General features: G+C 60.2%; 22 protein-coding genes. 19 read left to right on the top strand and 3 right to left on the bottom strand.

Annotated elements, in window-relative coordinates:
- Positions 1 to 108: 108 nt before the first annotated feature.
- Positions 109 to 627: a hypothetical protein gene (locus tag GOV79_RS05165; protein ID WP_170770483.1), complete on the top strand. Its 519-nt coding sequence runs from the start codon at positions 109 to 111 to the stop codon at positions 625 to 627.
- 126 nt (positions 628 to 753) lie between these two features.
- A complete protein-coding gene (locus GOV79_RS05160) occupies positions 754 to 1,326 on the top strand; it encodes a YceI family protein (protein ID WP_170770485.1) in 573 nt (190 codons plus the stop codon).
- Between the two features lie 68 nt (positions 1,327 to 1,394).
- On the opposite strand, the gene GOV79_RS05155 is transcribed toward GOV79_RS05160, so the two are convergent.
- Positions 1,395 to 2,621 (bottom strand): cytochrome b/b6 domain-containing protein, encoded by a 1,227-nt coding sequence (locus tag GOV79_RS05155; protein WP_170788823.1) that lies wholly within the window; start codon positions 2,619 to 2,621, stop codon positions 1,395 to 1,397.
- 171 nt (positions 2,622 to 2,792) lie between these two features.
- Between GOV79_RS05155 and fabD the strand changes: the two genes are divergently transcribed.
- The 7 genes from fabD to mltG all read left to right on the top strand — a co-directional run bounded on the left by fabD (position 2,793) and on the right by mltG (position 9,107).
- The gene (gene fabD, locus GOV79_RS05150; RefSeq protein ID WP_170788822.1) at positions 2,793 to 3,731 is read left to right on the top strand and encodes an ACP S-malonyltransferase; all 939 of its coding nucleotides are present in this window, start codon (positions 2,793 to 2,795) and stop codon (positions 3,729 to 3,731) included.
- A gap of 41 nt (positions 3,732 to 3,772) precedes the next feature.
- Entirely contained in the window at positions 3,773 to 4,510 is a 738-nt protein-coding gene (fabG, locus tag GOV79_RS05145) for a 3-oxoacyl-[acyl-carrier-protein] reductase (protein ID WP_170788821.1), read from the top strand.
- A 208-nt stretch (positions 4,511 to 4,718) separates the two neighbouring features.
- A complete protein-coding gene (locus GOV79_RS05140) occupies positions 4,719 to 4,952 on the top strand; it encodes an acyl carrier protein (protein ID WP_008756330.1) in 234 nt (77 codons plus the stop codon).
- 141 nt (positions 4,953 to 5,093) lie between these two features.
- Positions 5,094 to 5,633 (top strand): GNAT family N-acetyltransferase, encoded by a 540-nt coding sequence (locus GOV79_RS05135; RefSeq protein ID WP_170782628.1) that lies wholly within the window; start codon positions 5,094 to 5,096, stop codon positions 5,631 to 5,633.
- A gap of 118 nt (positions 5,634 to 5,751) precedes the next feature.
- Positions 5,752 to 6,495, top strand: a complete 744-nt coding sequence (locus GOV79_RS05130) for a 1-(5-phosphoribosyl)-5-[(5-phosphoribosylamino)methylideneamino]imidazole-4-carboxamide isomerase (RefSeq protein ID WP_170770496.1) — start codon at positions 5,752 to 5,754, stop codon at positions 6,493 to 6,495.
- 185 nt (positions 6,496 to 6,680) lie between these two features.
- On the top strand, positions 6,681 to 7,946 hold the full coding sequence (gene fabF / locus GOV79_RS05125) for a beta-ketoacyl-ACP synthase II (RefSeq protein ID WP_170770498.1): 1,266 nt from the start codon (positions 6,681 to 6,683) through the stop codon (positions 7,944 to 7,946).
- On the top strand, positions 7,947 to 9,107 hold the full coding sequence (gene mltG / locus GOV79_RS05120; RefSeq protein ID WP_170770500.1) for an endolytic transglycosylase MltG: 1,161 nt from the start codon (positions 7,947 to 7,949) through the stop codon (positions 9,105 to 9,107).
- 39 nt (positions 9,108 to 9,146) lie between these two features.
- On the opposite strand, the gene GOV79_RS05115 is transcribed toward mltG, so the two are convergent.
- Entirely contained in the window at positions 9,147 to 10,403 is a 1,257-nt protein-coding gene (locus tag GOV79_RS05115) for a DEAD/DEAH box helicase (protein ID WP_170788820.1), read from the bottom strand.
- 372 nt (positions 10,404 to 10,775) lie between these two features.
- Between GOV79_RS05115 and GOV79_RS05110 the strand changes: the two genes are divergently transcribed.
- Positions 10,776 to 11,657: a DMT family transporter gene (locus GOV79_RS05110; RefSeq protein WP_170788819.1), complete on the top strand. Its 882-nt coding sequence runs from the start codon at positions 10,776 to 10,778 to the stop codon at positions 11,655 to 11,657.
- 542 nt (positions 11,658 to 12,199) lie between these two features.
- Entirely contained in the window at positions 12,200 to 13,501 is a 1,302-nt protein-coding gene (locus tag GOV79_RS05105; protein ID WP_456239029.1) for a DNA-packaging protein, read from the top strand.
- An 86-nt stretch (positions 13,502 to 13,587) separates the two neighbouring features.
- On the opposite strand, the gene GOV79_RS05100 is transcribed toward GOV79_RS05105, so the two are convergent.
- Entirely contained in the window at positions 13,588 to 14,022 is a 435-nt protein-coding gene (locus tag GOV79_RS05100; protein ID WP_170788818.1) for a hypothetical protein, read from the bottom strand.
- Between the two features lie 159 nt (positions 14,023 to 14,181).
- On the opposite strand from GOV79_RS05100, the gene GOV79_RS05095 reads away from it, so the two are divergent.
- The 8 genes from GOV79_RS05095 (at position 14,182) to GOV79_RS05060 (ending at position 19,293) form a co-directional block, all read left to right on the top strand.
- Entirely contained in the window at positions 14,182 to 15,342 is a 1,161-nt protein-coding gene (locus GOV79_RS05095; protein ID WP_170788817.1) for a phage portal protein, read from the top strand.
- On the top strand, positions 15,335 to 15,553 hold the full coding sequence (locus GOV79_RS05090; RefSeq protein WP_170788816.1) for a GTA head formation protein, RCAP_rcc01685 family: 219 nt from the start codon (positions 15,335 to 15,337) through the stop codon (positions 15,551 to 15,553). The genes GOV79_RS05095 and GOV79_RS05090 overlap by 8 nt, the downstream gene beginning before the upstream one ends.
- 26 nt (positions 15,554 to 15,579) lie before the next feature.
- Positions 15,580 to 16,125, top strand: coding sequence for an HK97 family phage prohead protease (locus GOV79_RS05085; RefSeq protein WP_170788815.1), 546 nt, complete (start codon positions 15,580 to 15,582; stop codon positions 16,123 to 16,125).
- A gap of 36 nt (positions 16,126 to 16,161) precedes the next feature.
- Positions 16,162 to 17,340, top strand: a complete 1,179-nt coding sequence (locus GOV79_RS05080) for a phage major capsid protein (protein ID WP_170788814.1) — start codon at positions 16,162 to 16,164, stop codon at positions 17,338 to 17,340.
- A gap of 174 nt (positions 17,341 to 17,514) precedes the next feature.
- Positions 17,515 to 18,114: a head-tail connector protein gene (locus GOV79_RS05075; RefSeq protein WP_170788813.1), complete on the top strand. Its 600-nt coding sequence runs from the start codon at positions 17,515 to 17,517 to the stop codon at positions 18,112 to 18,114.
- Entirely contained in the window at positions 18,111 to 18,449 is a 339-nt protein-coding gene (locus GOV79_RS05070; RefSeq protein ID WP_170782621.1) for a phage head closure protein, read from the top strand. Before GOV79_RS05075 ends, GOV79_RS05070 begins: the two co-directional genes overlap by 4 nt.
- Positions 18,446 to 18,859, top strand: a complete 414-nt coding sequence (locus GOV79_RS05065; RefSeq protein ID WP_170782620.1) for a DUF3168 domain-containing protein — start codon at positions 18,446 to 18,448, stop codon at positions 18,857 to 18,859. Before GOV79_RS05070 ends, GOV79_RS05065 begins: the two co-directional genes overlap by 4 nt.
- Before the next feature lie 20 nt (positions 18,860 to 18,879).
- On the top strand, positions 18,880 to 19,293 hold the full coding sequence (locus GOV79_RS05060) for a phage major tail protein, TP901-1 family (protein WP_170788812.1): 414 nt from the start codon (positions 18,880 to 18,882) through the stop codon (positions 19,291 to 19,293).

Genomic DNA, 19,293 nt, shown 5'->3' with positions numbered 1-19,293 from the left:
TGCACCGCCCAATTCCTGACGCTTTTCAAGTCGATCTTGAATTTCATACCGGGGACAGACCGGACACACCGGACCCACGACGGCAACCTGAGAAACAGGGTGAGAGAAATGACCGCGATGAATACGAATACACTTGAACAGTCGGCGACCGGCGCGCGTTTTGAGAAATCCGTTCCAGTTCTGATCACATTCGCTCCGAACTGGAAAGTGCGCATGATTTTGGCGCGCATGGTTGGTGCCTTTCTGATCGTGATGTCCTTTTCCATGTGGCTGGCACCGGGTTCGGCCATGGCCGCCGAAGTTTGGCCGATCAAGATGGCAGCGTCGCTTGCTTTCCTGATCGTTGGTGTCAGTCTGCTGACCATTCAGATGCTGGACTCGCGTCCCGATGCCTATTTTGACCCGATCCGTCGCGAAGTCCGCGTTCTGCAAAAGAACGAAAACGGCCGCCCGCAAACGGTTCTGCGCCGCAGCTATGACACGCTAGGCGGTGCCAAATTCAGCGATGATCAAGTCGAACTGTTTGATGTCGATGGCAGCCTGCTGATGAAGCTGCCCCTGCAGTCGGCGGATGTCAGCCGAGCGCTCAAGGGTCAATTGAGTGGAAGTGTAACAATCTTCGCCTGAATTTTATTCTGTTCATATAGGAACAGAAGTTGTGAGCGAATAAAGCTTGTGTGCCGCCCCTTGGCGGCACATTTTCGTTACCGAGCAACCCAACAGGTTTGCATCCACAACATTGCGGAGTTTGTCATGAAACCCATCCTTCTTGCTGCTGCACTGGCCGTGTCGGCGACTTCGGCGTTTGCAAGTGCCGAGAAATACGTTCTGGACCCAAGCCACAGCCAGGTCATTTTCAACTATAACCACCTTGGTTTTTCGACCACCTATGGCATGTTCTCGGGCTTTGAAGGCGAGATCCTGTTCGACAAGGAAAACCCGGCTGCGTCCAGCGTGACGGTTTCGATGCCCGTTATCGAGATGTTCACGGGCTGGAAACCGCGCGAAGATCACTTCATGACCGAAGACTTTTTCGGTGCCGCTGAAGGCGATCTTGTCACCTTCACGTCCACCAGCATCGAAGTGACAGGCGAGAACACCGCCAATATCACCGGCGATTTGACCATGAATGGTGTAACCAAATCGGTCGTACTGGACGCCAAGCTGAACCAGGCGGGTGAGCATCCGATGGCAGGCAAGCCGTGGGCTGGCTTCGACGCGACGACCACTCTGATCCGCAGCGATTTCGATCTGGGTCAGTTCGCACCCTTCGTGGGTGACGAGGTTAATGTTCAGATCTCGGTCGAGGCGCAGAAAGCCGAGTAAATAAGGCTACTATTCTAGAATCGAAACCGCCGGAGCTTTTTGCCCCGGCGGTTTTCGTTTGTTCGCTGCTATTCACCGCGCGTAGCAGTCAGCTCGACGCTTACAGTGACTGCGAAGCCCAGTGAAGCTTCGGTGGGTTGCGATGTGCCCACATCGAAATCCATGCGGTTCAACTCCAATTCACCAGAAACCGTCGCGGTGTCGCCTTGCAAATCCAGAGTGAACGGCAGCACAACGTCCAAGGACTTGTCGCGGATGGTCAAGGGGCCGCGTGCCTCATACCCGGTTTCGGTTTTGAATAGATCTGCCTTAAACAGCGCCGTGGGATATTGTGCGCCGTCGAAAAAATCCGCGCCCATAGCTTGATCACTGACCGTGCCTAGGCTGAGCGACGGGATTGAGATCGTCACCTCGACCGAACCGGCCAAACCGGGCTCGGCGGGCTCATCAAAGGCTATGGCGGCCGTCCAGTCCTGGAAGCTACCGGTGACTGGGCTGCCCAGCTGGTTGATGGTAAGGCCCAGAGTTCCTTCCTGAACCTGCCAGTCCGATTGGACTTCGGCCAGTGCCGTGGCTTCGCCCTGAGCGTAAGAGTGATGGCTGAACGCGCCGATGCCCCAGCCGCCGACCAAAACCGCACCCCAGACGACGAGCGCGGCAAGCGCGGGTGTCTTCGAATGGTGTTGGGCCGGGGGCTCGGGGGCCTGGGTTGAGCCAGGCAGCATACGCCGCAATGTGCTGTCTTTGTCGATGACGTGGTGTTTCAGCGCCCCGGCAATATGCAGCACAAGCGCGCCACCTAGGGTCCAGATGAACAGCCAGTGCAGGCTGGCGGTGAATTCGGCCAGATGCTGGGATTTGGGGACTAGCGGCAGGTTTTGACCAAAGGGCCAAAGGATCGGCGCGAACCCTTCGGCTGCGGCGTGGTGTATCCAGCCGGTCAGCGGTGCCAGCACCAACGAGCCGTAAAGCAGCCAATGCACGGTTTCGGCAGCAAAGGCCTCGGGCTTATTGTCGGCGTTCAGTAGGCCGGGTTTGGTTTGGGTCAGGGCCCAGAGAATGCGAGCAAGGGCTACGAAAAAGACGGCAACGCCCAATGTTTTGTGCAGTGAGAATAGGCGCGCCGCGCGGGTGATGTCATCCTCGGTCGTCGGGATGTTCGGGTCATATATGGCCTGCGCCAGATCATTGGCGAAATAGCCCAGCGGAAAGGCGGTGAAGATCAGCAGGGCGGTCAGCCAGTGGAAGGTCTTGGTGACGCTGCCATAGCTGGAAAACGTGTTGGTCGAGGGCATCGGGTGCTCCGGCGAAAAGATGGTTGGGTTCAACCTATCGCCGTGAGGGCAGGACTCAAGGGCGCAGGGCGCACAGATACGGTGCCTTTGTGCAGAGATCAGGCAATGCTTGTGCCGCGCGATCACACAGTTTACACCCCGCCGCAACCTAACGTCATCCAAGAGGTTGCAATGACACGCGCATTTGTTTTCCCGGGGCAGGGCGCCCAGACCATCGGAATGGGCAAAGCTCTGGCCGAGGCTTACCCCGCTGCTCAGGCGGTGTTCGACGAAGTGGACGAAGCCCTGGGCGAAAAGCTGAGCGGCCTGATTTGGGACGGCGATATTGCTGAATTGACCCTGACCCAAAACGCACAACCTGCGTTGATGGCAACGTCAATGGCGGCAATGAGGGCGCTAGAGGCCGAGGGCGTCTCAGTCACCGATGCAGCCTTTGTGGCCGGGCATTCGCTGGGGGAATATTCCGCGCTGGCCGCTTCTGGTGCGCTGTCGGTTGCAGATACTGCGCGTCTTCTGCGCACCCGTGGTCAGGCGATGCAAGGCGCCGTGCCGGTGGGCGAAGGTGCGATGGCGGCGATCCTTGGGTTGAACCTTGAGGCCGTGCGCGCCGTGGCGGACGAGGCCGCGCAAGGTGAGGTTTGTCAGGCTGCAAACGACAATGACCCTACGCAGGTTGTGGTCTCGGGCGCGAATGCTGCTGTGGAACGTGCGGCCGAGATTGCCAAGGAAAAGGGCGCCAAGCGGGCCGTCATGCTGCCTGTCAGCGCGCCTTTCCATTGTGCGCTGATGCAGCCTGCTGCCGACGTGATGGCCGAAGCTTTGGCAGGGGTTGAAATCAAAGCGCCTGCCGTGCCGCTGATTGCCAATGTACGCGCCGAAGCAGTCAGTGACCCCGATCTGATCCGACAGTTGCTGGTCGAGCAGGTCACCGGCTCGGTCCGCTGGCGCGAAAGCGTGCAGTATATGGCCGCGCAGGGCGTGACCGAGACGTGGGAGATCGGGGCAGGGAAAGCTCTGTCCGGGATGATCCGCAAAATCGACCGTTCGATCGCGGGTAAAGCTGTCGGCACGCCGGATGACGTGCAGAATGTGACACAAGCCGAATCGTAAGACACCGCGCGCCGCGTGGCGCGTAGCTAAAGGATAAGAGAATGTTTGATTTGACAGGTAAGAACGCACTGATCACCGGTGCCTCGGGCGGGATCGGTGGTGAGATCGCGCGCTCTCTGCACGCTGCCGGTGCTACGGTGGCGCTTTCCGGCACACGGATTGAACCGCTTGAGGCGCTGGCCGCTGAGTTGGGCGACCGTGCCCACGTGCTGCCCTGTAACCTGAGCGACCCTGAGGCTGTGGCCGCACTGCCCAAGCAGGCGGCGGATGCGATGGGGTCGGTCGATATTCTGGTCAACAACGCGGGTATCACCCGCGACAACCTGTTCATGCGTATGTCGGATGACGAATGGCAGAGCGTAATCGACGTCAACATGACCTCGACCGCGAAACTTTGCAAAGGCGTGCTGCGCGGCATGATGAAGGCGCGTTGGGGTCGGATCATCAACATCTCGTCCGTGGTGGGCGCGACGGGCAACCCCGGTCAGGCGAATTATGCGGCGTCCAAAGCGGGGATGGTCGGGATGACCAAGTCGCTGGCATACGAGGTTGCAAGTCGCGGAATCACGGCCAATGCGGTGGCTCCGGGCTTTATCACTACGGCGATGACCGACAAGCTGACCGACGATCAGAAGTCGGGCATTCTGGGTCAGGTCCCGGCCGGACGTATGGGGGATGCATCGGAAATTGCTGCGGCAGTTCTGTACCTTGCCAGCCCCGAGGCCGGATATGTGACCGGAACCACCTTGCATGTAAACGGCGGTATGGCCATGTTGTGACCACCTGTCGGGGCAGGCGCGAAAGCGTTTGCCTTGGGCGTTGTCTGTGCTATAGGCGGCGCATCAATTCGGGGGTCGGCCATAGGGTCGGCCTTCTAGTTTCCCGGCAATCGGGAACCCAAACCGCCCAGACGGGCACATCAAGGCCAGCCTGAGCGGGCAAGGGCAGAACCGGGCACTATGCCCTGAAATGGAATGAGGAATAGACATGAGCGACGTCGCAGATCGCGTTAAGAAGATCGTTGTTGAGCACCTGGGTGTTGAAGAAGACAAAGTAGCGGAAAACGCTTCCTTCATCGACGATCTGGGCGCAGACAGCCTGGACACCGTTGAGCTGGTTATGGCCTTCGAAGAAGAGTTCGGCATCGAGATCCCTGATGACGCAGCCGAGACCATCCAGACCTTTGGCGACGCCGTCAAATTCATATCTGAAGCGTCCTAAGACCTTCGAAATCTTATGAAAGCGGCGCTTCCGGGCAACGGAGGCGCCGTTTTTTGTTGCCTGACGCGTATTCAGGCTTGTCAGATGTCCATTTCGCACGCACGCTTTCAGCTGAGGCAAAAATTTCAGAGCGGGCAGGGCATGATACGATCCACCCCGATGATAAACACGGCACGCTTGACGCTTTGCGCCATGCGGCCCGAGGATTTCAACCGGTTCGCCGAGATCTGGCGTAACCCGTGTGTCGTGCGGCATATTGGCGGCAAACCGCGATCGCGTGGCGAAGCGTGGGATTCCTTTTTGCGCAATGCCGGGCATTGGCAGATGGCCGGGTTTGGTCAGTGGGCGGTGATTCAGCAATCGAATCGGCAGATGATCGGGCAGGCCGGCTTTTTCTATGGCAACCGTGCGTTGGGCGAGGATTTCGACAGTTTTCCCGAGGCAGGTTGGGTTCTGGCCCCCGAGGCGCAGGGACAGGGCATGGGGCTTGAGGCCGCTCAGGCCGCGCATGAATGGTTTGACCGCATCATGCCGGGGCCATTGGTTGCAATGATAAATTCCGAAAATGAGACTTCGCAAAGATTGGCGGAAAAACTGGGGTACCAGCCTCTGCGCGACTGCGATTATCAAGGAACGTCGGTCAAATTGCTGCGCCGGACAGGTCCACCGACACGTCACTGATCCCCGTGCTGCGATGCCGCAAAATGCCCGTGGTTTGCCGAAACTGGTTGCCGCACGGGTAATTTCTTCGGCTATGATACTGGGGTATAGCACAAGGATTGAGCGGAGGATCAGGCTCATGAGGATTTACCCCACGATGGAATTGCAGAACGGCCGGTGTGTCACACTGGACAAGGGCCGCCTGGACGAAGCTATGATCTGGCATGTGAACCCTGCCGAAACAGCCCGTAGCTGGGCTGCCGCAGGGGCGGAATGGATGCACCTGACGGACTTCGACGCCATCGAAGGGCGTGATACTAATGCGGAACTGGTCGAAGAGATCATCCGCTCGGCCGAGATCCCGGTGCAGTTGGCGGGCGGCATGCGCACCCGTGAGCAGGTCGAACATTGGATCGACAAGGGCGCGGGTCGGATCGTCATCGGTACATTGGCCGCCTGGGATCCTAATCTGGTTAAAGAGCTGGCAAAGCTGTATCCGGACCAGATCGTTCTGGCGGTCGATATCTGGCAAGGTCACGTGATGACCGAAGGTTGGCGCAGTCAAAGCGCATTTACCGCCGAAGCTTATATCGAAGCCTTCGCCGATACTCCGTTTGCCGCAATTCTGGTGACAGATATCGACAGCGACATGGAAGATGTCGAGGCGCAGTTGGGTTTGATCTCGGGGGTTGCCGAGAAATCGCGCACGCCTGTCATCGCCAGCGGTGTTGTGCGCACGGCCGACGATATCTCGCGCCTGGCCTATATCCCAAACATTTCGGGAGCGATTGTAGGGCGGGCGTTGTTCCGCAAGACGCTGGAGCTGTCGGATGCACTGGCTGTGGCCTCGACCGCACATGAGCCGGTGGCCGAATTCCAGTAAAATCGGTTCCATCATGAATTTGCCGCCCTCTCAAACGACCTGAGGGGGCGGTTTTTGTTTTTCGGTGTCTATGCGACGCACATGATGATAACTGGTTCTGGGCTGAATGCGCCCTTGCTCTTGCCCCCGGCCCCTACGCCGGGGTATGAGCGTTTCTTAAACACGAAGCAGGCAAGAGGCATTTCATGCGCAGAGTCGTTGTAACCGGTCTGGGATTGGTCACTCCGTTGGCCAGCGGGGTCGAGGAAACCTGGTCGCGGCTGTTGGACGGAGAATCCGGTGCGGGCCCGATCACTCAGTTTGATGCCGAAGGCAGTGGGGTCACGACGACCTATGCCTGCGAGGTTCCACGCGGTGATGGCACGAACGGAACGTTCAACCCCGACGATTGGATGTCGCCGAAAGAACAGCGCAAGATTGAGGACTTTATCCTGTACTCGATTGCGGCTGCCGATATGGCCTGCGAAGATGCTGGCTGGATGCCCGAAGACGAAGAAGCGCGCTTGAGCACAGGTGTTCTGATAGGCTCGGGTATTGGTGGGCTTGGGTCTATCGCGGATACCGCGAATCTGATCCGTGACAAGGGCCCGCGCCGTGTTTCGCCCTTCTTTATTCCTGGCGCGCTGATCAATCTGGCCTCGGGTCAGGTGTCGATCCGTCGCGGGTTCAAAGGGCCGAACCATTCGGTCGTGACTGCTTGTTCGACCGGTGCCCATGCAATTGGCGATGCAAGCCGTATCATTCGTGCAGGTGATGCGGATGTCATGGTTGCGGGCGGCGGCGAAGGCTGCATCTGTGAGATCGGAATTGCCGGGTTCAACGCGTGCAAGGCATTGTCGACCAAATATGCCGATGATCCCAAGAAAGCCAGCCGCCCTTATGACATCGACCGCGACGGCTTCGTCATGGGCGAAGGTGCGGGCATTGTCGTGCTGGAAGAATATGAACACGCCAAGGCGCGGGGGGCGAAGATTTACGCCGAGGTGCTGGGCTATGGCATGTCCGGTGACGCCTATCACATCACGGCTCCATCCGAGGATGGTGACGGGGCCGAGCGCTCGATGAAAGCCGCGCTACGCAGCGCCGGGCTGGAGCCGAAAGATCTGGACTATATCAACGCGCATGGCACTTCGACCATGGCGGATACGATCGAACTGGGCGCGGTCGAACGCCTGCTGGGCGATCACGCGGCGAATGCGACCATGACCTCGACCAAATCGGCGACCGGCCACCTGCTGGGCGCGGCGGGCGCGATCGAGGCGATCTTCTCGATCCTGGCAATCCGCGATCAGGTTGCACCGCCTACGATCAACCTAGATAACCCGGCTGTCGAGACGCCGATTGACCTGGCCCCTAACGCCAAGCGCGAGCGTGAGATCAACGTGGCCCTGTCGAATTCGTTCGGGTTCGGTGGCACCAATGCCAGCGTGATCTTCGGAAAGGTCAGTTAAATGTGGCGGGCCCTTGCATCGAACATGCTGACCGTTTTGGTGGTTGGCTTGTTCCTGATGGGTGGTCTGATCTTGTGGGGGCAATCCCGTTACAAAAACGCGGGCCCGCTTGAAACTGCGATCTGTCTTCAGGTCCAGCGCGGTTCGAACATGGGTGCGGTCAGCCAACAGCTGCAGGAGCAAGGCGCCATCACCAGCGCCGTGCTGTTTCGGATGGCGGCAGACTACACCGACAAGGCGCCGCAGCTTAAGGCTGGCAGCTTTCTGGTGCGCGAAGGTGCGTCGATGGAACAGATCATAGATGAGATCACCAGCAGCGGTGCCAGCACCTGCGGGTCGGAGATCGAATATCGCATCGGCGTCACCCGAATTCAGACCCGCGTGCGCGAGCTGAACCCGGCGACGCTGGATTTTGATGAGATTGCGACTTTTGATGTGACCTCGGACGAGGTGCCTGCCGCCTATGTCGAGAAACGCGAAGATGCGGATACGCGCTATCGTGTTTCGGTGGCCGAGGGTGTGACCTCGTGGCAGGTGGTCGAAGGGCTGAAGCAGATCGACGCGTTGACGGGCGAGGTGGCTGAGATACCCGCCGAGGGGATGTTGGCGCCTGACAGCTACGACATCGCGCGCGGAGCCGACCGGACGGCCGTGCTGAGGGGGATGCAGGACAAGCAGCAACTTCGGATCAACGCGATCTGGGAAAGCCGTCAGGATGATCTGCCGATCTCGAACCCCGAAGAGATGTTGATCCTGGCTTCGATCATCGAAAAGGAAACCGGCGTCCCGCATGAGCGTGGGCAAGTGGCCAGCGTCTTCGTGAACCGGTTGGAGCGGGGTATGAAACTGCAAACGGACCCGACGGTTATCTATGGCGTGACCGAGGGCAAGGGCACGCTGGGGCGTGGCTTGCGCCGCAGTGAACTGCGCCGCGCAACACCTTGGAATACCTATGTGATTGACGGTCTACCACCGACCCCGATTGCCAATCCGGGGCTGGCCAGTCTTGAGGCCGCCGTGGCACCGGAGGAGACAAACTTTGTGTTCTTCGTCGCGGATGGAACTGGTGGGCACGCTTTTGCCGAAACGCTGGACGAGCACAATCGAAACGTCGCCAAGTGGCGCGAGATTGAGGCCGAGAGAAACAGTTCGGGCAACTAAGAAAAAAAGGGCCGCGTCGAAATCGCGGCCCTTTCTTTTTTACGCAGCGGGGCGTCTGCGCGGACGCCGCCGTTTAGACGCCGAAGGCTTGGAAGATGTGTTGCCCCCCTGTGGCCTACGCGCCCGAAAACCGCCCTGTTTGCGCGGCTTTTTGGGCTCGGCGAATTCGGGCATGGTGCCGCTGGCGACCGGAATGTCGATCTTCATCAGCTTCTGGATTTGCTTCAGTTGGTCCAGTTCATCCGGGGCGCAGAAGGCGATGCCTTCACCCTCGCGCCCTGCGCGGGCAGTGCGACCGATGCGGTGGACATAATTATCGGGCACCTCGGGCAGGTCATAGTTGATCACATAGGCTACGCCGGGGATGTCGATGCCACGCGCAGCAACGTCTGTCGCGACGAGGATGTTGATCTCGCCAGCGCGGAACGCCTTGATGGCGCGATCCCGCTGACCTTGGCTTTTGTTTCCGTGGATCGAGGCTGCATTGAAGCCATCCCGAACGAGGTCCTTCATCAACCGCTCAGCCCCGTGTTTCGTGCGGGCGAAGACTAGCGTCAGAGCGTCCAAGTCGGCCGAGAGGATTTCACGCAACTTGCGGGGCTTGTCCGCGCGGGACAGGAAGTGCACGGACTGAGTGATCTTGTCCGCCGCCTTGCCAGGAGGCGACACCTGTATGCGCTGCGGGTTGGTGAGGTAGGACTGGCTTAGCTCCTCCATCTGCTTGGGCATAGTGGCCGAGAACAGCATCGTCTGGCGCGGCGTGCCCAAAGCGGGCGCGATTTTGCGGAGCGCGTGGATAAAGCCCATGTCCAGCATTTGATCAGCCTCGTCCAGCACCAGATGGCGCACAGAACCAAGATCGACGGCTCCACGCTCCATCAGGTCGATCAGTCGTCCCGGGGTGGCGACCAAAATATCGGTGCCGCGCGATAGGAACGAAATCTGCTTGCCGATTGATTGCCCACCAACAACGGTGGCGACGCGTAGTTTTGTCTTTTGCGTGAGGGTACGCAGGCTGTCAGCGATTTGGTTCACCAGTTCGCGCGTCGGGGCAAGGATCAGCGCCTTGACTGTCTTGGGGGCAGGTTTGGCCGGTTGCGCCAGAAGGTGATCAATCAGCGGCAGACCAAAGGCCAGCGTTTTACCAGTGCCGGTCTGGGCCAGCCCAAGAATGTCATGTCCATTCAGCGCCATTGGGATGGCCTGGTTTTGGATCGGTGTGGGTTGAGTAAAGTTTGCCCGTTTCAGGGCGTCATTCAAAGCCGGGGCAAGACCCAGCATGTCGAAGTCGAACACGTAATAATCCTTTGATATCCGCAACTTTGCGCGCGGATGCGTGTGACCGCGCAAAAGCGCGGCAGGCAGGGTTTAGCGAGACCTCGGGACGCACAGGCGTATCCTGCGCCATCCGGCCATCGCATCAAGAACCCTGCGTGAAGGGGAACCAGGAGAGATATGGTGCGCCGTGGGGGCAAAGGCCCGGATGCTCACGCGGCGGCGCTGATGGACGGCACATGAGCGTTGGCGCGAGCATTGTCAAGTATTTGTCTGATGGACTGGCGGTCGGAGTTCTAAATTCTGCTGGCGTTCTCAATCAGTTTGAGCCATCGATTTCCGAGTGGCGGTTCAGCGCGTCGTAACATTGCGAGGCGAAGTTTGGGGTTGGGAATGACGGGAAGTGCACAGCAGGGCCATAGCCTCAAGCTCGCCAGTGGTGCCCTGGTTCTTGGCGGTATGATGTGGGGACTGTACTGGATCCCTGTCCGCTACTTCGTGGATCAGGGGTTGGAAGGGGCTTGGCCGGGGATCGTGATGTATTCGGCAGCGCTGCTTTTCCTTTTGCCGCTTTTGTGGCGCGACCGGCATGGTTTGGCACGGCGCTGGCAGGATTTGATGTTCAGCGGCATGTTCACGGGTGCGGCCTTTGGTCTGTTCACGATCAGTCTGGTCTATACGGATGTCGTTCGAGCCATCCTGCTGTTCTACCTGACGCCGGTTTGGGGCACGATCTTAGGCCGGGTTTTTCTTGGCGAGCGTCTGACCAGAGCCCGCGTTTTGGGGTTGATATCCGGCCTTGGCGGAATGGCGATCGTCCTTGGCAGCGGCCACGGCATCCCTTGGCCCAGCAATGTCGGAGATTGGGCGGCGCTGGTATCCGGCATGGCTTGGGCGGTGGGCACCCTGGGTTTGTATCGCTCCTCGGGCATTTCGGTTCCGGGGCAGGTGTTTGCGTTTATTACTGGGGCTCTGCTGCTGTCGCTGATCAGCCTGGTGTTCAGCGCAGGCGGGGTGCAAGAGCAAAGCGCGATTGTTGTCGGTGTGTTGCCCATTGCGATACTGTCGGTGCTGTACACTCTGCCGATGATCTTTCTGACGATCTGGCCCGCGACCTTATTGACACCGGCTCGGGTGGGGTTGTTATTGATGAGCGAGGTTGTGGTCGGCCTAGTTTCGGCGGCTGTTTTTTCGGGCGAGCCCTTTGGGCTGCGCGAGGCAACTGGGGCGGTACTGATTGTGAGTGCCGCCGTGCTGGAGATCGCTCGGGGTTGAGCGAGTTTACCGCTGGATAGACAGATCAAACGCCAACAGTCTTAACAGGCAGTGCGGTTCCTGTTGCATGGGTGTTGCGCAACATATTGACTTTGCGTGCTTTTTGTCGTATTGATTGTGTCATGCTAGAAGAAATGAGCAACGGCCGCGGGGCAACCCGGCGGTCGTTTTTTCGTTTCTCTCGTGCGGAGAAAACTCACGCATGAGGTCACAGGCACACATGACTTTAATTACCCCGGAAGAGCGGATGTCCCAGACGGCGGAACTGTTGCAGTCGCTGGAAACATCTATTCGCGGTTTGCGCCAAGCAGCAGAAGAACTGCGCAGGCAAATCGGAACCGGGGAGGATGCAGATCTTGCCGGAACGGCAAAACAACTGGGTCAGTTAGAGGGGCTGATCCGAAGTTGTCAGAAAGTGGAGACAAGCTTTGTCGAACAACATCACAGACAAGCCGGAATTGCCCAAGGGGGATACGCGCTCGACCTTGAGCGCGCTCGATTTGAAATCGGGTGCAGGCTGGCTCGCCTCCGCCGATGCTGCGGTGAGGGACAGATTTCTGAGTGAGATCGGGGAGGGGGGGCTGTGTGCCCTCCCTTTCCTGTTTGAATTCTGGGCGCTGCCGCATCAACTACCGCCCGAGGGTGACTGGCGGTCCTGGGTGATCATGGGCGGGCGTGGCGCGGGCAAGACGCGGGCGGGGTCAGAATGGGTGCGGTCGATGGTCGAAGGGTCCAAGCCGCTGGACAAGGGCGAGGCTAGCCGGGTGGCGCTGGTTGGGGAGACCTTTGATCAGGTGCGCGATGTGATGATCTTTGGCGATAGCGGCATATTGCAATGCTCGCCCCCGGATCGTCGGCCGGTGTGGAAAGCGTCGGAGCGCAAGCTGATCTGGCCAAACGGGGCCGAGGCGCAGGCGTTTTCGGCGCATGATCCCGAGGGGTTGCGCGGACCGCAGTTCGATGCGGCCTGGGTGGATGAGCTGGCCAAGTGGAAGAAGGCGGGCGAGACCTGGGATATGTTGCAGTTTGCGCTGCGGTTGGGGGATCGGCCTCGGGTCTGCGTGACCACCACACCGCGTAATGTGAAGGTTTTGAAGAATTTATTGGCGTCGCCCTCCACCGTGCAGACCCATGCACCGACCGAGGCGAACCGGGCCAATCTGGCGGATTCGTTTTTGGACGAGGTGCGCGCGCGCTATGCGGGGACGCGGCTGGGGCGGCAGGAGTTGGACGGGGTGCTGCTGTCGGATGCTGAGGGCGCGCTGTGGACCGGTTCGATGCTGGAGGCGGCGCGGTGCGCGCGGGTGCCTGCGTTGGATCGCATCGTCGTGGCGCTGGACCCGGCGGTGACGGCGGGGGCGGACGCGGATGCTTGCGGGATTGTGGTCGTGGGGGCTCAGCTACAGGGCGCGCCCGAGGACTGGCGGGCCTATGTGCTGGCCGACCGGACGGTGCAGGGCTTTGGCCCGGCGGGCTGGGCGCACGCGGCGATTGACGCGATGGATGAATTCGGGGCCGAGCGGCTGGTGGCCGAGGTCAATCAGGGCGGGCAACTGGTGGAAGAGGTCGTGCGGCAGGTGGACCCTCTGGTACCTTATCGGGCGGTACGGGCGTCACGCGGCAAGGTCGCGCGGGCCGAGCCTGTGGCGGCTTTGTATGAACAGGGGCGGGTGCGCCATGTGGCCGGTCTGGACGCGCTGGAGGAGCAGATGTGCCAGATGACTGCGCGCGGGTATGAGGGGCCGGGCTCGCCTGACCGGGTCGACGCGCTGGTCTGGGCGCTGCATGAGTTGGTTGTGGGGCCTGCGGGGGGGTATCGGAGGCCTAGGGTGCGGAGTTTGTGAAGGCTTTTGGAAAGTCTGGTTCGTCACAGCTTGACTAGGCGAGGCGTTCGGATTTGTCAGCTTTATTTTTTTTAACGAACGACAAGCTAAGTCTTTGATGAACTTGGATTGATCAAAAAAAAGCCGCCACTTACGACGCAAGCCCAAAACAAATGTGTTTTCAGAGAATACATGTCGATTCCTGCATCCAAGTAAGAATTGGCCGCCCATCCGACGAAAGAAGGCAACGAAAGAAACCCGAGTGCCGAAAGCGATTGGGTAAGCCTTTGTTCGATCTCGGGCTTACGTGGGAACAATTTCCTGCTCAAACGATGCGCGGCAAACCCACCCACCGCGACACCCAAAGGCATGCTGGCTAAAAAGGCTACACCTGCGATACCAAGGAGACCTTCTCCGACAATAATCGCGCAAACTAAGAAAATCAGGATTGGAGTTAACCCGATCCACGGCAACCATTTCGAACTGCCAACTTTTTTAAAGAACTCAATCAACATGTTAGGTTGATACAGATTTTCTGACATTCATGTCACGTGTTTTTATCATGGCAGGTAAAACGTCGTAACCACACGATAATGCCACCGTTGCCCAACCCCCGTACGCCCCATTCCCAAGGCTTAAACTTCTTTCCTGCATAACTCCTTTCAACAAGCCGGGCAGAGCAGCGGCAGAAAGGAGCACAGATGGTATTCGATTTCTTGCGTCGTGGATCGGCGGGCGAAGCGCCCGATGCGAAGGCCAGCGCGGCGGGTCCCGTGGTGGCGTGGCAGACAGGCGGGCGCGTGGCGTGGAGCCCTCGGGACGCGGTGTCGTTGACCCGCACGGGGTTTTCGGGCAACCCGGTGGGGTTTCGGTCGGTCAAGCTGATTGCCGAGGCGGCGGCGGCGCTGCCTCTGGTCCTGCAGGATCAGGCGCAGCGCTATGATGCGCATCCGATCCTGTCGTTGATGCGTCGCCCTAACGCGGCGCAGGGGCGGGCGGAGTTGATGGAGGCTTTGTTCGGGCAGTTGTTGCTGTCGGGCAATGCCTATGTCGAGGCCGTGCAGGCCGAAGAAGGCTTGCCGCTTGAGCTGCACGTCCTGCGTTCTGACCGGATGAGCGTGGTGCCGGGTGCGGATGGTTGGCCCAAGGCGTATGATTACACGGCGGGCGGCAAGACACACCGCTTCCCTGCGGATGCGATCTGTCACATCAAATCTTTCCACCCTCAGGATGACCATTATGGCTTTTCGCCCATGCAGGCGGCGGCGATGGCGATTGATGTGCATAACAGCGCGTCGCGGTGGTCAAAATCGCTGCTCGACAACGCGGCGCGGCCTTCGGGGGCTTTGGTGTGGAAGGGCGATGGCCATGGGGTGATGGCCGAGGATCAGTTCCGGCGATTGTCGGATGAGATCGAGCAGAACTATCGCGGGGCGCGCAATGCAGGTCGTCCGATGGTTCTGGAAGGGGGGCTGGATTGGAAGCCGATGGGCTTTTCGCCGTCCGATATGGAGTTTCAAAAGACCAAGGAAGCCGCCGCCCGCGAGATCGCGCTGGCCTTCGGTGTCCCGCCGATGTTGCTGGGGATACAAGGGGACGCGACCTATTCGAACTATCAAGAGGCCAATCGGGCGTTTTACCGCCTGACCGTGCTGCCTCTGGTGACGCGGGTGGCGGCGGCGGTTTCGGAGTGGCTGGTGGGGTACACCGGCGAGGATCTGGTGCTGAAGCCCGATCTGGATCAGGTGCCTGCGCTGTCGGAGGAACGCGATGCGCAATGGGCGCGGGTCAATGGCACCGACTTCCTGTCCGACGCTGAAAAGCGCGCCTTGCTGGGGCTGCCGGAGCGCGCGGATGGCTGAGGGGTATCCCCCGTTCGATTGCGCGCCGGGCCTGCGTCTGGCCGCGCATGAGAGGGTGGCCGAGATCCAGCACGACCATTTGTGCCGCAGGCTGGATCAGATCGAAGAAATGATGGAACGGCTGGAGAAACGGTTGTGGCTGACGGTCTATGGCGTCGCGGCAGTGATCCTGGCGCAGGTGTTTCAGTCATTCCTTGCGGCGGCGCCGTAAAATCAAAGGTTTACGAGGAGGTGTTCATGGATTTGGAACACAAATTCGCACGGTTCGGAGACGGGCTTTCGGTAACGGATGATGCGGTGATCGAGGGTTATGCCAGCCTATTCGGACAGGTCGATCAGGGCAGCGACGTCGTGCAACGCGGGGCGTATCGCGGCTCGCTTGACGGTCTGGCGAAAGCTGGTCAGCGGGTCAAGATGCTGTGGCAGCATGATCCGGCGCAACCCATCGGCGTCTGGGACGAGGTGCGCGAGGATGACCGGGGCCTTTGGGTCAAAGGGCGTCTGCTAGAGGCCACGCAAAAGGGCCGTGAGGCGGCCGAGCTGATCCGCGCGGGGGCCTTGGATGGCCTGTCGATTGGCTATCGCACCAAACGGGCCGTAAAGAATGACAAGGGCCAGCGGGTCCTCATCGAACTGGAGCTGTGGGAGGTGTCCTTGGTGACGTTCCCGATGCTGCCCAGTGCGCGGGTGGCGGCGAAGGGCGTTGAGCCTGACGCGCAAGACACCTGGCGCAGTATTGCCGAGGTGTTCAACACCGCCCGGCAGGAGCTGGCGCGGACCTAGCGCGCCTCAACCCCCACCCAAGAAATGGAAGTGCTGATGAGCAAGACCGAAACCCCGGCCTTGACCGGAGAGGGTGCGCCCCTGGTTCAGGAGGTGAAGCAGGCGATGGCTGGCTTCGTGAATGAATTCAAGGGCCTCAAGGCAGAAGTGAAAACCCAACTGCAACAGACAGAAGAGCGACTGACCATGCTGGATCGTAAATCAACCATCGCGGCGCGTCCGCACCTTGCGGCCTCGATCGAGGACGGCGCACCGCACCAGAAGGCCTTTGACGCCTATGTGCGTTCGGGCGAGGATGACGGCCTGCGCGGGCTTGATATGGAATCGAAATCCCTGTCCAGCGCTGTGAACAGCGATGGCGGCTATCTGGTTGATCCGCAGACCGCTGAAATAATCAAGTCGGTGCTGAAATCCACCGCCTCGATCCGCTCGATCGCGTCTGTGGTGAATGTCGAGGCGAACTCGTTCGATGTGCTGATCGACCATACCGATGTAGGCGCGGGCTGGGCCGATGAGAACACCGCTGCGAGTGAGACCGCGACCCCGTCGATTGACCGTATCTCGATCTCGCTGCACGAGCTGAGCGCGCTGCCCAAAGCCTCGCAGCGTTTGCTGGATGACAGCGCCTTTGACGTCGAAGGCTGGCTGGCAGGCCGCATTGCAGACAAGTTCGCCCGCGCCGAAGCCTCGGCCTTTATCAACGGTGATGGGGCAGACAAGCCCAAAGGTATCCTGAGCCACACCAAGGTCGACAATGACGTTTGGGACTGGGGCAACATTGGCTACGTGCCCACCGGCATCGACGGCGGTGTTGATGCGGATGCGATTGTCGATGTGGTTTACGCGCTGGGTGCGCAGTACCGCGTGAACGGCACATTCGTGATGAACTCGAAAACCGCGGGTCTGATCCGCAAGCTGAAGGACAGCGATGGCCGTTTCCTGTGGTCGGACGGTCTGGCGGCGGGTGAGCCTGCGCGCCTGATGGGTTATCCGGTGCTGATCGCCGAGGACATGCCGGATGCGGGCACCGACAGTTTCTCGATCGCGTTTGGTGATTTTCAGGCGGGTTACACCATTGCCGAGCGTCCCGACCTGCGCGTGTTGCGCGACCCGTTCAGCGCCAAACCGCATGTCCTGTTCTACGCGACCAAGCGCGTCGGCGGCGACGTGAGCGACTTTGCCGCGATCAAGCTGGTGAAATTCGGCACCGCCTAAAGCGGGCTGAATCCTCGGGGGGCCATTGGCCCCCCGGGGCGGCGGGTGCGTGCCGGGGTGAGATCCCTTGCGTTGTCTAGCTGCTCCCCTCCGTCCGAGCAACGTGGGGCGGCGCGTGCCCGTCAATTCCTGAAGTTACGGCCCCGGTGGGGTCCGAGATTGCGGAGTGAATGGATGATGTTGATCGAAGAAACCGCCATCGCGGATGCGGCGCTGCCGGTGGACCAGTTGAAGGCTCATCTGCGGCTGGGAACGGGTTTCACCGAAGACAGTGTGCAAGATGAAGTGTTGAAAAGCTTTCTGCGGGCGGCGATTGCAGCGATTGAAGCGCGCACTGGAAAGGTGCTGATCTCGCGCGGGTTTTCATGGGATCTGAACAGCTGGCGCGATACGGTGGTTGAGGTGTTGCCGGTGGCCCCGGTCACGGCGATCAGCGCGGTGACTGTGACCGACGCAACCGGCACCGACACGGTGGTGGACAGTGGCCGGTATCGTCTGGCCCAAGACAGCCAACGCCCGCGTCTGCGTCCTGCCGGAGCAAGCCTGCCGACCATTCCCACGGGTGGGTCGGTCAAGATTGCATTTACCGCCGGGATGGCTGCGGATTGGGGGGCTCTGCCCGCTGATCTGGGGCAGGCGGTGCTGCTGCTGGCGGCGCATTACTATGAATACCGCGATGAGACGGCGCTGGGCGCGGGCTGTATGCCCTTTGGCGTCACCAGCCTGATCCAACGCTACCGGTTTGTGCGCTTTGGTGCCGGGGTGGCGCAATGAAGACGCCCCGGTTGAACAGAAAACTGGTGCTTGAAGCGCCGGTACGCAGTGCCGACGGGGCGGGTGGCTATACCGAGACATGGGCTGCCCTGGGCACGGTCTGGGCCGAGGTCACCGCGCGAAGTGGGTCCGAGCGGTCTGTTGCGGGCGTTCCGATCTCGCGCGTTGGCTATCGCATCGTGGTGCGCGGCGCGCCTCAGGGATCGTCGATGCGCCCAAGCCCTGATCAGCGGTTCTCTGAGGGCTCGCGCCGGTTCGTAATCCGCGCCGTGGCCGAGCGCGACCCACGCGGCCAGTACCTGACCTGTTTTGCAGATGAAGAGGTGGCAGCATGAGTTATGGCGTTTCGGCCGCATTGCAGGCGGCGGTGTTTCAAAAGCTGTCCGGTGACGCTCAGGTCAGTACGCTGTCAGGCGGCGCGATCTATGACGCGGTTCCGGCGGGTGCGGTGCCCCAAACCTATGTGACGTTGGGCCCGGAAGAGGTGCGCGATGCCTCAGACCGGTCGGGCACGGGGGCCGTGCATCGGTTCACTGTGTCGGTGGTGTCCGAGGCCGCAGGCTTTGGAACGGCCAAGACGTTGGCGGGCGCGGTGTGCGACGCGCTGGAAGGCGCAGCACTCAGCTTGGATCGGGGCCGCCTTGTGGGGCTGTGGTTCGAACGCGCCAGCGCCCGGCGCACGGGAACGGGCGGCGCGATCCGCCAGATCGACCTGAGATTCCGCGCCCGCGTGGAAGACGACTAAGCAATCAACGGAGAGAGCATATGGCTGCCCAGAACGGAAAAGACCTGTTGGTCAAAGTGGATATGAACGGCTCGGGCCTGTTCGAGACCATCGCGGGCCTGCGCGCCACGCGGGTCAGTTTCAACGCGGAAAGTGTGGATGTCACCAGCCTTGAAAGCCAGGGCGGATGGCGCGAGCTGCTGTCGGGGGCTGGGGTCAAATCGGCCTCGATCTCGGGCTCGGGTGTGTTCAAGGACGAAGGTACCGATGAACGTGCGCGTCAGTTGTTCTTTGACGGTGAGACGCCAGATTTCCAGGTGATCATCCCCGATTTCGGCATTGTCGAAGGCGCGTTTCAGGTGACTGGCATCGAGTATGCGGGCTCGCATAACGGCGAGGCCACCTATGAGATGAGCCTGGCCAGCGCCGGGGCTCTGACCTTTACGGCGCTGTAA

It is taken from the genome of Ruegeria lacuscaerulensis, assembly GCF_013034745.1.
Taxonomy (GTDB): Bacteria; Pseudomonadota; Alphaproteobacteria; order Rhodobacterales; family Rhodobacteraceae; genus Ruegeria; species Ruegeria lacuscaerulensis_B.
The sequence above is the reverse complement of the archived record's forward strand: the minus strand, read 5'-3'. Positions and strand labels throughout refer to the sequence as shown.